Below are 13,548 nucleotides of genomic sequence, written 5' to 3'. Positions count from 1 at the left end.
GTAGGGATCTTTAGGGCCATGGGCCAAGAAACTGAAATCAGAGGAGCGCAGGCGGGTGGCGGCGTTACGTTTGCTCGCGACAGCCAAGGCCGAGCCGTCTTTGTCGGCCAGAAAGTCATCAACCGCAAGCGACAAAATCTTACTCAATCGCTAGAATCAGCCTTTTCTCTAACTCGGCGCAAAGCAGTTGCTAAGGGAGCTAACCCCTCTGAAAAGGTGACAGTGGGCGCGTGGCACTACCGCTATGCCACCAGCAGTCCACCCGCTATTGCCGAGACGCACTGGCACGAGTGGACGCCTGCTAGGGAGGCGAATGTGTGGCGAGCTGAGCAGGGTAGGTGGGTGTGCGATCGCAAATGGGTAAACCACCGGATTACTCATAACGGCGATTTTGAGTCCTGGATGCCGTTTGATCGTCCGATCGAGAACGCGCCATTGGGCCTGTGGCTAGAGCGCGTCTTGGACACGCCAAATGCAACATTAGGAGATTCTCCTAAAATTGCTGGCATGATGGACCTGCTGGTCACTCAGGGGCTATGGAATGCCTCGCTGCGATTGGCTTACCAGATGGGTGTTGCTTCTTCTATTGCGGAGGCGTTTGGTGGAAAACAACCCGCCAAATCTGCGCCTAACACCGCGCCATCCGCTAGCCAAATCCAGATATGGGAAGCCATTGCCCAGTCAGTCTTTGAGAAGTATAGAGATACCCTATTGCTTCCCTATGCAAATTCTATTCTAGAAGTCTCTAGGCAGCGGTTAGCTGGCTTTGAGCAGGCGTTGTTGCAAGCGTTGAGCAAAGATAGCAAGGTTAGAGAATGGACGCGATCGCAGCAATCTGCCTTTGTCAAATATGCCGTTTATGCCTTCTTTCACAACAATCTTTATCAGGCAACTAAGCTTTTTATGTCTAGAGCGACAGGCACGTTTGGTCTAGCAGCGCTTTCTACGCTCAGCGAAGATAGTTTAGTTCTCAGTTCATGGAGACAGCCAATCACAACAGGGTTTAGCGTTCAAGATGAGTATATGGTGTATGCCTCAGAGCCTGCGGCTGTGGATGCTGTCTTATCTCATATTCCTCGATCTTATCGGCTGGATCTAGATCAGAAGCTAGGCGAGATAGCTTGGGTAGGGGCTGATAATATCACAGTCTATTCTATTAGCAAAGACCGCGAATTACTGAGCGCTGAGCTAGAACAAAGATGGATTCCGTTTCAGGAAAACCCATACATACTGCCTCCTGCCTTTAAGGCGAAAGACCCCGTTGAGTATGACATTCAAGACATTCCGCGAGTATTAGCAGAAGTGAACGCAGCTTGGCGAGATCCTTCTTCTTTCAACTGTCAAAGCGCAGACTATTTAGCTGATCTGTTAATCGACAGAGTCAAAGTATGGGAGCAAAAGCAAGCGACTATCAACGCAAAGTTTGATCCTGCAAGATTTGATTATGAAAGATTTGGTTATGTAGAATTTGATACCGCCACTGACGAACGCGCTCTAGATTTGTTAATCACAGGGGTTGAAAGCAGCCTGTGGATAGGCGAACAGTTTGCTCAAGATCTGCTTGTGCTATTTCCAGATCTACGGGTTGAAGCCTGTTCTTCTAATCGAGTTCTGCGATCGCTGCGCGACGACCCTAGCAAACTGCACCTAGCCAAGCACTCAATTGTATTAGCCATTAGCCAGTCGGGGCAGACCTTTCCAACCTTGCAAGCCACACACGCATTTGAAGCGCTACGCCAGCAGCGACAGATAGGCGAATTGTTCATCATGACTGGGGAGCTCTGTAGCCTGATGGGAAGCGCCATCTCGCAGTACTACTACAAAGAATCAACGTTTACTCGCCGTATTTTTGTCAACGGCAGCGGACGCAGAATGGCAGAACCAACTACAGTGGTGATCGCGGCTGCTCACGCTACGCTAACAGAGCTATTGCTAACCCTAGGACACCGGCTGCGATCGCATTTTCCAGATCGCCCAGATCCTTTTAATATGTCTCTTTCAAAAGACCACCTGCTCTATCTAGAAGAGATTAAAACCGATCTGCTCAAAAGCCGAGTGCCCTCTCTTACTGGCAGCACATCCGACGGCAAGCCAATCAAATCTATAGAGTATCAGACCATTCTTCGCAGTGGCCGTCAGTGGGCTGCCCACATTACAGAAACGCCGATAGTCTGGTCTATTCATGCCGCTTACGTTCTCGTCACCGTAGGGCTAGGCACGCCGTTGGTGCAGACGCTTCTACGCGCGGTGGTTGCGATCGCCCATCTCCCGGCTGTGTTTCTATGGCTATTGCCCCTAGCCACTTTAGCCGATATCCTCGTTTATATTTTTGGCCCTTGGCTGTGGGCAGTTGGCCTGCGCTATCTCCAAGGCAGACCGCTAACTGCTCGTACGGGTAGCCGTACGCTGGTTATTGGCGATGTTCCTTGGGTTCATCACTTGCTGCAGTCATACGTCAGCAAACTTTTCTCACTGAGCTATGGGATAGCTTCGCTAAACGTACACAGTAGCGATCCTAAAGACCACATGCTGTACCACTTTGGACATCGCGTCACTAGAGGCACGCTAGTCTTTCTAGGCGTACCCGACGGGCGGCGACACCCAACGCAAAAAAAGGACGAGAACGCGGTAGTGATGACCGGAAAACAAGCAAGTGGTGTTCGCCATCTTCGCTCAGGCGCAGAAGTCATTGCCCTCGGACATAATCCTGCGATCGCCCATTTAGGCTTTCAGAACGCCATCGTTCTTACTAGCGATTTATCGACTGCCTTACCAGGTGACTGCGTAGCCAGCGCAGCCAAAAGCTCTGAGGCACAAGTTGCACTTGAACAGTTACGAGAGTCGCGATTTAATGCCTTTGAGCGTCTGATTGCAGGCTATACATTTTTCTGGGCTTTGGCCAAGCGAGTCTCTTCTTTGCCGTTCCTACGATATCAGCATTGGAAGTCTCAAAGCCGCACACGAATTATGACAACAGCAGCGCCTATTGCTCACACCGCGTTCGATTCATTATCAGACAAATAGCGCTGTAGAGTTCTATCTTTCAGTGAGTGTAGCAATCGACGAATGTACCCGTCGATTGCTAGTCATTGAAGAAAGTGTTTTATTGCGGAAGCGGGTCAGCCAATTCAGTATTTGAAGTGGTAAGAGCGTCTGCTAACTCAAGCGTTCCTTCTAACTGTTCGAACGCGAAAAGGTAGAGAGCATTACTAGAGGCAGCCGCCTCTCCGCGAAAGGTACCATAGCTGATCATGATTACCTTGTCTCCGGTAGCATCTTTTACGATGGTGTTCTGATAGGGTAAGAGCCTATCTGTAGAAACAAAGGAAAGACCTTCTTCGCCCCCGATAGATCTTCTTTCTATGCTAGTTCTATCGACTGGTAAAACTTCTTTAGGTTGGGCAAGCACCCAATCTTCTAAAGACAGCCTTTCAGGATTATTTTTTATGGTTATCTTCAGGCGAGGCAGAAAATCACCTATCTCATCACCTGCATTTTTCAGTATTACGTAGTCTTCTTTAGTCCAGATATTGATATAGTCTGCCGGGGCGAACTCGTCATTCTCTAGATTAGTTGCGAATGATTCAATAACAAACTGGTTAGGAAGATATACGAACTGAAGCACCGGATCGTTACGTAAATAGATAGCCTGATCAACAATCTTGATGCCATTTTCACTTGTTTCTGAGATATCTGTAGTCGACTCTAGCTCAGATAGGTTTGGCTCTAGTTCAGCTATAGTTGGTTCTAGCTCAGATAGGTTTGGCTCTACAGCCTGCAGCGGGTTCATATAGCTAGTAGAGGTCATAACCGCTGTCAACACAGAGAACACTGTAACAGAACAAATTAATCGTTGTCGTTTCAGATTTATCATAATCTCAGGAGATGTGTTTTTACTGGTGCTTTTTGAAAGGATTACTTCCAAAAAGCTGCTGGACGGACTCCAATAGTTGCTGAAAATGCAAACTATTTATTTCTGTAGCACGCCAGAAAAGATAAGCGCGTGCCTATATAGCGTTTCTCGGATGCATGCTTACAGAGAAGGCTGGAGCCTAAGAGGAATGCTAGTCGCTTGGCCTGCTATTCTAAAAAGCTGTCAGCCGGGAAGCTGTACCTCAGCCAAGTGAAAAACGCTATAGTTTTCTATCAAGTACTCAGCTATCAAAGACTAGAGTTATGCAGTTTTTCTGCTGATACAGCTAGGATTGATAGCTAGTACTAGTGTCACACTGCTAAGACTAATCTCTTTTATTTGCGTACCGCGATAGAAAAAGTTTAGAGAAGAAAGCGGAAGAGAAGAAGATCGAAAGAAGAAAAATTGAAGAGAAGGAGGTTGAATGTGTTCCTATGAAATGTTCGTCTATGTAGAAGGGGTTCTAGAGCTATCGCTTAATAAGATCTGCGTACTCTTCAAAACTGTTTAGATAACCGAAGGGTACGCAGATGATTAGTCTGTCCTATTGCTAGCTGCGATCGAGAAACTGATGGCGCTGCTCTGCAAGGGAAAGGCTGTGAAAATCAGTAGCGATCGCGCCTTCGACATCTTCTACCGTAGTTAGATCTACATCGATGGGGTTTCCCGGTTCAATGCTGGTGTCGATTGAGAGAGGCCAAGCGTTGGTTTGTGCGGGCTTCTGCATATGTGGCTTGTAGGGATAGTAGGGCTGCTGGCCGTCTCCAGACTTATTGCGAATGTCAAGCTCATGAAGGCGCAGCATCTGAAGTTTAGAAGTAGACTTGACCTCAGACTTATTGCGAGTGTCAAATTCGCTGAGACGCAACGTTTGCAGATCAAAGTCGGAACTGACTTGAGGTAGGGCTTGGGCGGTAGGGGCAATGGCACCTGTTGCGACCAGTACAGAGAAAGCGGAAAGGATGAAGCGTTTCATAGTGATACCAAGTTGTTGTCGTGTTTGTTCTAAGAGCTGTAGAACGCTTGTGCGTTGCTCTATATCTCTATTAGACAAGGCGGATGGCTACGTTAAGGGCTATGAAAAGCTGACTTATGGCTAACTTGTTTACTACACCTTTGTATAAACCGAACAGCTCACCCGAAAACCGTTGCGAAAGTCTCGTGCGCTAGAGAAACAGATAAGACGACACGCGGAGCAGCACCTCCTTGGATAGGTCGCCCAGGAACCGCCACGCAGTACGCGCTTTGTCTTTGTCTCATCTGTGAGCCAAGCCCTACTGTTCGTAGTTGTTCGACTATAGTCGCCGTGATTCTGGCACCATTCCCACACATTGCCGTGCATATCGAACAGGCCAAAAGCATTTGCTAATTCAAAGTGATTGACTGGGGTGGTTGTTTGGCGATAGTCTCCTTCATAGCAATTTTGATAGTCGGTAACGCCGTTGTACGCTCCCTTGTAGTTAGCTATTTCTGTTGTAATTTTCTCCCCAAAGTGGAAAGGCGTCGTTGTTCCGGCGCGGCAGGCGTATTCCCATTCAAATTCGCTAGGGAGACGGTATGAGCGACCGGTGCGGACAGCAAGGCGATCGCAAAATTCTACAGCCTCATACCAAGACACCCGCTCTACAGGCAGGTCATCACCCCTAAAGTAAGAAGGATTTGGGTTTAGCGATCGCACAATTGGTTGCCAAGTCGCCACTGTTTGCCATTGCGCTTGGGTTATTGGGTAGCGACCCAAGAAGAAAGCGGGCACGCTCACCTCCGCCTGCGTTCGGTCATATTCTTGTTCGAGTTCATTCTCTGTCGCACCAAAAGCGAAGGTGCCAGCAGGAATCAGCTGCATGCGTAACGGAATATTCCCACCTAAGTTTTCTAGCACTTCGGTGTAGTATGCTCCAGACATATGATATATACGATTTGGCTAGTCTTATTCCATCTCTCGGCTATTTCTTGAGAAGCGTAGCCTTCTCCTAGAGAATGTATCTGGTACAGGCTATATGTACAGACTATATAACAGAGCAGCTAGTGAATCAGTCCATCTATGTGATTTATCTTTTGAGCTGTAGGCTGCATATAAAAGTAAATCTGTGCCTCTAGCTGGTTAGTTGGTGTGCTCGACCAGAAAGCGCGCGCTGGCTGCTGTGTATGATCGTGGCTATAGCTACGTCCTATCGTAAGTTGATCGGTCGCTACAGGTTCTTTGCCTACCATCATTAGAGAACTACTTATACAGATAAAAGCCATCAAGCTCTGGAGAGAAATTAATCTGTTCATATAGTTTATTACCTGAAGACAACACTTAGCTACAACTCAATAAGCTCTCAGCTCCGCGAGCCCAAAATTATGCAGTGGCTCAAAAAAAGTATGGATTCCATGAAAATTGATAGTGATTAAGTAGTGGCACCTATGACTCTGTCAAACTGCCCTGTCTATATCGTTTGTCGCTTGGCCTGTTTGTTCTACGACGCCTTCGGTTCTATGAGTAAAAAAGGTTCTGCGCGAGAAATGCCTAGAGTGAAATGCATAATTTTGGAGCGCAATTTCTGAGAGCTTCCTTGAGAGTTTTGTAGAGAAAAGGCGATGACACTGAAGACCTATCGTACTGGCATGAAAGCAGAACGTGCGAACAAACGGCAGCGCTCGTTGACAAAAGCGCGGAAAAGGCAGTATCTACAAAATCATTGATGCAAAGCCCCCAAACAAGGAGAACAGTAATAAGAAGAACAGTTCTTCAACGCTTTAAAGTACTAATTCTTTTGATAAAACCATGCTGGTATCAACCCCTTTGCTCGTTCGAGCTAGTCAGCAAACACCACAAGTTATCACCTGTTCTATCACCGATCGTTTTGTAGAACGGTTCTCCATCTCTGTGGCTTTCTTCTATAGAGAAAAATTGTCCTATAAACTATTGATAGTAGCCCTTGAGAAGGTTTTGATTGATTTTCCAATATTTTCAGGCAGATTAAAGAGAGTAAATAATGATCTGCTGATAGATTGTAATAATGAGGGCGTTCAATTTTCTTTCTGTTTTGAAAACGGCTCACTCGTGCAGGCTCTCGAAGACTTATCACAGACTAATCTGAAAAAGCTAGTCGATCCACTTATAGCCAAGGATGTGCTAGCTGGTCAAAGTCCAGTTCTCACTATTCGATTCACTCAGTTTGACTGTGAGGGAACAGCACTGGGCATCTGTTGGCATCATTCTCTTGGAGATATGCATACCTTTATGCGTTTTATGAAAGCTTGGTCAGCTACTGTGAACGGGGAGAAATATGCCCCGCCGCTGGTAGCAAAAGATAGACATTCGTATTTTCAAAGGCGGATTACAAGAAAAGAAAAGGCATCGTCTAGCGTTAGATACCTCAAACTAGAGGAGTGGCTCAGACTAACTTGCTATATGATAACCACTGGCCGACAGAAAACATCTATTAAAATCTATTTCTCTGATAATGAAATAGAAAATATGAAGCGAGTTTTTTCCCGACAAGCCAGGCAAGCGCTCTCTAGAAACGATGTTTTATGTGCTCATCTATTTGGCTTAATCACTGACTTAGACAATTACAAAGAAGATCGATGTCTTGCGATCGCACTCAACTACAGAAATAGAACAGGACTGTCGCAGGGCTTACTAGGCAATCTCATTGACACTGTTGATATAGTCCTGCCTCAAGATGCTTGCCCATTTGTAGTAGCTCAGGCTATCAGAAAAGGGATTGAAAACTTTGAAACAGAACATCTAAGCGTTATGTCTACCCATCGATATGTTGAAGACAACGGCGGCGTCAGGAAAATTCAGCGATTTGTGAGTAGAGGCGTTGACCCGATGAGAAGATCTATTCTGATGACTAACTGGTCAAAGTTTGGCGTTTATGACATCAGCTTTTTAGAAGCTAACCCCCTGTATTTCACGTCAGTTGATGACTTGCCAGTACCCTGGATATGCACAATTGTAGAGGGGTTTTCTAACCAGGGACTTATCTGTTCTGCACATTTACCTGCCAAGTTGGTGCAAAAGCTCAAGCAGCCCAATATGCTGAAGAGACTACACCAATATCGCGACCCTAAAGAGACCCATCCTTCACAGATTGAGAATTTAGCCTGGCTATATTAAGCAAATCATCTACACCTGCTTTGACTCTATTGAGATAGCCAAACGCATGGCTGCTTAGCTGTTCGATTTATCCACAAAACTGCAGCCGTCTGCATAATTTTAGCTTTTTGGCACTGAGACAATAGCAGATTGTTGCTTTAGATTTTCCCTTTAACCGGGGCTCATAGATTTAGCAGCTAGATCATAGGATACGTCAAACAACAAGAATTACAGACAGAAGAGGACAATTGCTTTGGAATCTATACTCGATAGCCTCATCAGCACGCTCGCCAGCGAGTTTTTAATCGGTACTGACAACAACGATGCTATTGCTGGAGATGCGGGTAGTAATTTTATCGTTGGAGAAGGTGGAAACGATGCACTTAGCGGCGATGCAGGCCGAGATGTTCTACTAGGCGGACTAGGTGAAGATACCATCAGCGGTGGGGACGATAGTGATGCTATCTTCGGTGGCGATGGGCTAAATACGCTCTCTGGCGACGGTGGTAATGATGCCATATTCGGCGGTAACAGCTTAGATGGTATATCCGGCGGTGCAGGTCGTGATGCTATCTTCGGTGGCAACGGCGTCAATGTTATAGACGGCGGCGATGGTGGTGATGGGCTATTTGGCGGCGAAGATACCGATGTTCTCTCGGGCAACGCGGGCACCGATGCGATGTTTGGAAACGGCGGTGATGATCTGCTAGAAGGCGGTACAGGCAACGATTCAATGTTTGGCGGGGCAGGCAGTGATGCTTTGAACGGTGGCGAAGATAATGATTTGATCTTCGGCGGAGCAGGAAATGACATTTTGCGAGGTGATGGCGGTAACGATACCCTCATTGGCGGCGCGGGAGAGGATCTGCTCAGCGGCGGTATGGGCCTCGATATACTGACTGGCGGCGGCGGCTCAGATGCTTTTCTACTTAGCACGGCAGGCGGCGATACAATTACCGACTTTACGGCAACAGAGGATATTTTTCTGCTCTCAGCCGCAGACTTTATGAAGGAGCTAATACCAGGAATGCCACTATCAGCAGAGCAGTTTACGACCGGCTTAGGAGCTAGCAGCGCCGAGCAGCGATTCGTGTACAGCGCTGATAGTGGAGCCTTGTTTTACGACAGTGACGGTGTGGGCGGTGCTGAGCAGTCTCAAATTGCGAGCCTTTCCGCCGGACTAGCGATTAGTAACAACAGCTTTATCGTGATTGCATAGCTTTTGAGCGAGGAGAACATTTGCAAGCGAGCAGGATCTTCTCTTCGGCTTCTATCTAGGCAACATCGTCTATCTAAATCTCCTTGGAGGCATACCCTTTGTGATATGGGGTGTCTTTGTTCGTTTGGTTGTTGTGTTTCACTGCGCCTGGCTGGTCAATAGTGCAACGCATAAATCTGGCTATAGGAGCTATGAATCTGGAGAGACTTCTCTCAATTGCTGGTGGGTCGCGCTATTGACTTTTGGCGAGGGATGGCACAACAATCACCATACTTTCCAGTATTCCGCTCGCCATGGTTTGAAGCGGTGGGAAATCGACTTGATATGGATGATGATTCAAGCGCTAGCTTTTCCCGGTTTTGCTAGAAATATCAAGCTTCCGCCTGACAAGAGACGAATGACGACTTTAGCAACTCCCTATATTTCGGGTTTGCAGCTGTGTGCTCTTAGGCACATAAAAACGAAAAATGGACTCTAGTAATGCAATATCTTCTTAGTGAGATTGGTAGAGGCGTCAGAGACAATTTACTAGATGCCTTTTGTGCGATCGCACAAAACCTCGGTCCGGTTGAACAAGCACAGCTATCAACTAACTGGTGCGTGAGTCAGCTTGATGGGACTGCTCATGCGAACTATCACGATCATGGGCCGCCACACCATTGTTAGTCTGAAATAGCAGACGCTCTCGAAAAGAACAGTTGGTCAGCGGTTTTTCTTTTGAAACAAGGAATATGCAACTCGAAATAAAAGTATAAAATCTAACAATTTGCGCCCGTATTATTGACTACATGCGTTTCTTTGTTTAGGTTGGCTGAGTGCATCGCTGTGGCTGCTGATCTTCTATCAAAAGACAATTTTTATGTGCTATATCAGATGGCAAGCTGCGTTAATACAGGCGACTGTCGCCGCCGGAATGCTGCTGAGCTATCCGCAACAGTCTATTGCTCAATTGCGTCCTGTTGCCGATGAAACGCTAGGAAGTGAAGGTTCTGTGGTGGTCCCTTTCGATCCTGAAAATCTAGTCGATCGAATTGATGGTGGCGCTAGGCGTGGTGACAATCTGTTTCACAGCTTCGAAGTATTCCACGTCGATTCAGGGCGTGGCGTTTACTTCACTGACCCAGGCGTCGAGAACATTTTGGGCAGAGTGACAGGTGGCGTTAGTTCACAAGTCTTAGGCGTGCTAGGGGTGCTAGGAGAGGCCAACCTGTTCTTGATTAACCCTGAGGGAATTGTCTTTGGTGAGGGTGCCCGGTTAGATATTGACGGTTCTTTTACAGCGACAACTGCTGATTCTATTCAGTTCGGTGAACAGGGGCAGTTCGCAGCCGTTGGCAACTCCGTAGACTCTGGGTTACTCACAGTTCAGCCTTCTGCGTTTCTGTTCAACCAAATGAGCCCTGCAGCTATTGTCAATCATTCTCAATCGTTACCACCAACTGTCATAGACGGTGCTCCTCGTGGTGGGTTGCGGGTGGCAGATGGCGAAGGTATAACGCTACTCGGAGGCGACGTCAGTCTGGACAACGGCGGGCTGAGCGCATTAGGAGGACATATAGAGCTAGGTGGGCTGAGCGAGTCTGGTACCATTATGCTCAGTGCGGACGGCAGCTTAGAGTTTCCAACTGGTGTCGCTCGTTCAAATGTGCTTATAACTAACGGCTCGCGCCTGAGCGCATCGGACTCAATCATTAGCGGGGGTAGCATATCTATCACTGCTGACTTGCTAGAAATTACAAACGGTAGTGGGGTTTCAGCCGGAACGGTGGGTGGATCTAGCTTTGTAGAAGGTAGTGCTGGAGATATCACGCTAGACGCTAGTAGCATTCAAGTAGTGAGTTCTGTTATTGACAATGTCGTTCGGGGTAGTAACGGCAATGGCGGAGATGTTCTAATCACAGCGGACGAAGTTTCTATATCCGGGACTGTAGCTGGTAGAAGCGTTGTGCAATCAACGCTTTTAGGAGAAGGAAGTACAGGAAAGGTGAAGATCGATGCACGCGATCGCGTCACGATAGATAGAAGCCTGATTTTCAGTAACATTGGCGGCGCTGATAGAAGTACGGTCGCTGTTGGCAGTGGCGGCAACATCACCATTACAACGCCTACGCTGCTGATAACTAGAGAGTCTGCATTACAGTCAACCACTTTTGGGCAAGGAGATGCAGGCAGCATAATAATCAATGCCTCAGAGCAGGTCACTGTGGAAAACAACAGTATTCTAAGGACATTCAGCACCGCTGGAGTAAATACAATAGCTGCAGGCAACGGCGGCGACATCGAGATTACAGCGCCCGTTTTATCTGTTGTGAGATCGTTACTAGATTCGAGTACTTTTAGCGAAGGAGATGCAGGTAGCGTCATAATTGATGTTTCAGACCAAGCTATTTTGGAAGACAGCAGTATTTTGAGTACGGTCGGCGGTATCGGAGCAGATGCAATCGCTATAGGCAACGGCGGCGACATCGAAATCACAGCGCCCGTACTATCGTTAATGAGATCGGAGCTAAATTCGAGTACTTTTAGCGAAGGAAATGCAGGTAGTATCACTATCGACGCTAGTGACCAAGCTATTTTTGACAATAGTAGCCTCTTCAGTAACGTCGATAGCGTTGCAACAGGCAACAGCGGCAATATTTATGCCAGGATAGGTTCGCTATTACTGACTAACGGCGCTTTGTTCGTTACAGCCACCAGTGGACAGGGCAACGCTGGTGACGTCACGATTGATATACAAGAGCGCATGACTGTAGATAACAGCAACATTATCAGCAACAACAGAAGTCCTTCTACGGATACAGGAGAGCGAAGAGACGCTGGTGATATCACTATCACGACGGGTTCGCTAGATTTGATTGATAGCGGACAGTTACAATCAATCACCTTCGGTCAAGGTGATGCCGGTAATGTCGCTATAACAGCCCGCGATTATGTCTCTATAGAAGGCTTTAGGGAAGTAGACAGAAGTATCTACAACAGCAACAGTTACGGTTCTATAGAAGGCTTTAGGGAAGCAGATAGAGGTGTCTTCAAAAGCGCTATTTTTGCTATTACCGGGATAGGCGCACAGGGAAGAGGAGGGGATGTCGAAATCATTGCCGATTCAGTTCAGCTAGACAGTGGTGGGACAATCTCTGCAAGTACTTTAAGCCCTTTCTCGGGCGGAGAAATCACTATCGAAGCCAATACCTTTGAAGCCACAAACGGGGGTCAGGTTGTTTCTAGCGCTAGCAGAAGTGGATCTGCAGGCAATATTAATTTAGACATTACTGATAGCGTTACGCTCTCTGGTTCAACCTCGTTAGCAGCTGTAAATCGAGGCGACCTCTTTAGCGGTCTGTTTGCCAATACGAATCGATCCTCTACAGGTGCTAGTGGAACAATACAGCTTGCTACTGAAACGCTACAGGTGACAGACCAAGCTCGAATCGAGGTAGACGGCCAGGGCAGTCAAATTGCTGGCAATATAGACCTCGTAGCAGAGGCGGTCCGCTTAGATAACGGACGGTTGACCGCTGAGACGGCAGTAGTCAACGGTGGCAATATCATTCTACGAGATGCCAGGCTGCTACTGCTGCGTAGCGGCAGTCTCATCTCGACCACAGCAGGAACCGACGATGCAGGTGGCAACGGCGGTAACATCAACATCGATGCAGATATTGTTGCTGCTGTCCTAGGTGAGAACAGCGACATTCGTGCAAATGCCTTTAGCGGCAACGGCGGTGTGGTTGAAATCGACAGTCAAGGTGTATTCGGCATTGCCGTTCAGCCTCAAGATAATCCTTTGACTAGCGATATTACAGTCAGTTCCAATCGAGGGGTACAGGGAGCAGTCGACATTACCACGCCAGAGACCGATCTTGAAAGCGGATTAACCGAGCTGCCAGTTGCTTTTCTCAATGCGTCGAACCAGATTACTCAGGCGTGTTCTGGTAGCGAAGATGATCAAGGCGGCGAATTTATCGTCACTGGCAGAGGTGGATTGCCATCGAGTCCTACCGATGTGCTAGTGGGTGATGAATCTTTAGTGGGTTGGGCTGTTTTAGGCGAGCCAATTGAAGTACCCTCTGCGGACGGAGAATCTGACCAGATGTCGATTGGATCCGCTCATGCCGAATGGATACCTTCTGAAATTGTGCCGATAGTAGAAGCGCAGGGCTGGACAAAAGATGAAAAAGGCGAGGTGACCCTGGTTACGGTAGTGCCGACCGACGTAACGCAGCCGTCTGTGGCTTGTGATGGTGGGAACTTAAGGTCTCAATCAAGGTCTTCTCAATCAAGGTCTATAGAACGATAATGGTAACGATACTGGGTGCAACCAACTTA

General features: G+C 47.5%; 9 protein-coding genes. 6 read left to right on the top strand and 3 right to left on the bottom strand.

Going from position 1 to position 13,548, the window contains the following annotated elements:
• The coding region (locus tag IQ256_RS05815) for a hypothetical protein (protein WP_228024610.1) at nucleotides 1-3,024 on the top strand (3,024 nt) is incomplete at its 5' end.
• Nucleotides 3,025-3,103: 79 nt separating this feature from the next.
• Here the strand turns inward: IQ256_RS05815 and IQ256_RS05810 are convergent.
• From IQ256_RS05810 to IQ256_RS05800, 3 genes are all read right to left on the bottom strand, one after another.
• Nucleotides 3,104-3,823, bottom strand: a complete 720-nt coding sequence (locus IQ256_RS05810; protein WP_193854607.1) for a hypothetical protein — start codon at nucleotides 3,821-3,823, stop codon at nucleotides 3,104-3,106.
• Nucleotides 3,824-4,463: 640 nt separating this feature from the next.
• A complete protein-coding gene (locus IQ256_RS05805) occupies nucleotides 4,464-4,889 on the bottom strand; it encodes a hypothetical protein (protein WP_193854606.1) in 426 nt (141 codons plus the stop codon).
• Between the two features lie 132 nt (nucleotides 4,890-5,021).
• A complete protein-coding gene (locus IQ256_RS05800) occupies nucleotides 5,022-5,816 on the bottom strand; it encodes a formylglycine-generating enzyme family protein (RefSeq protein ID WP_193854605.1) in 795 nt (264 codons plus the stop codon).
• An 864-nt stretch (nucleotides 5,817-6,680) separates the two neighbouring features.
• On the opposite strand from IQ256_RS05800, the gene IQ256_RS05795 reads away from it, so the two are divergent.
• The 5 genes from IQ256_RS05795 (at nucleotide 6,681) to IQ256_RS05775 (ending at nucleotide 13,519) form a co-directional block, all read left to right on the top strand.
• The gene (locus IQ256_RS05795) at nucleotides 6,681-8,024 is read left to right on the top strand and encodes an acyltransferase (RefSeq protein ID WP_193854604.1); all 1,344 of its coding nucleotides are present in this window, start codon (nucleotides 6,681-6,683) and stop codon (nucleotides 8,022-8,024) included.
• Nucleotides 8,025-8,256: 232 nt separating this feature from the next.
• Nucleotides 8,257-9,222 (top strand): calcium-binding protein, encoded by a 966-nt coding sequence (locus IQ256_RS30205; RefSeq protein WP_193854603.1) that lies wholly within the window; start codon nucleotides 8,257-8,259, stop codon nucleotides 9,220-9,222.
• A 64-nt stretch (nucleotides 9,223-9,286) separates the two neighbouring features.
• Nucleotides 9,287-9,700, top strand: a complete 414-nt coding sequence (locus IQ256_RS05785) for a fatty acid desaturase (protein ID WP_193854616.1) — start codon at nucleotides 9,287-9,289, stop codon at nucleotides 9,698-9,700.
• 2 nt (nucleotides 9,701-9,702) lie between these two features.
• On the top strand, nucleotides 9,703-9,888 hold the full coding sequence (locus tag IQ256_RS05780; protein ID WP_193854602.1) for a hypothetical protein: 186 nt from the start codon (nucleotides 9,703-9,705) through the stop codon (nucleotides 9,886-9,888).
• Between the two features lie 193 nt (nucleotides 9,889-10,081).
• Complete coding sequence (locus tag IQ256_RS05775; protein ID WP_193854601.1) at nucleotides 10,082-13,519, top strand: filamentous hemagglutinin N-terminal domain-containing protein; 3,438 nt, start codon at nucleotides 10,082-10,084, stop codon at nucleotides 13,517-13,519.
• Nucleotides 13,520-13,548 lie beyond the last annotated feature (29 nt).

This window comes from cf. Phormidesmis sp. LEGE 11477 (assembly GCF_015207105.1).
Taxonomy (GTDB): domain Bacteria; phylum Cyanobacteriota; class Cyanobacteriia; order Phormidesmidales; family Phormidesmidaceae; genus Phormidesmis.
The sequence above is the reverse complement of the archived record's forward strand: the minus strand, read 5'-3'. Positions and strand labels throughout refer to the sequence as shown.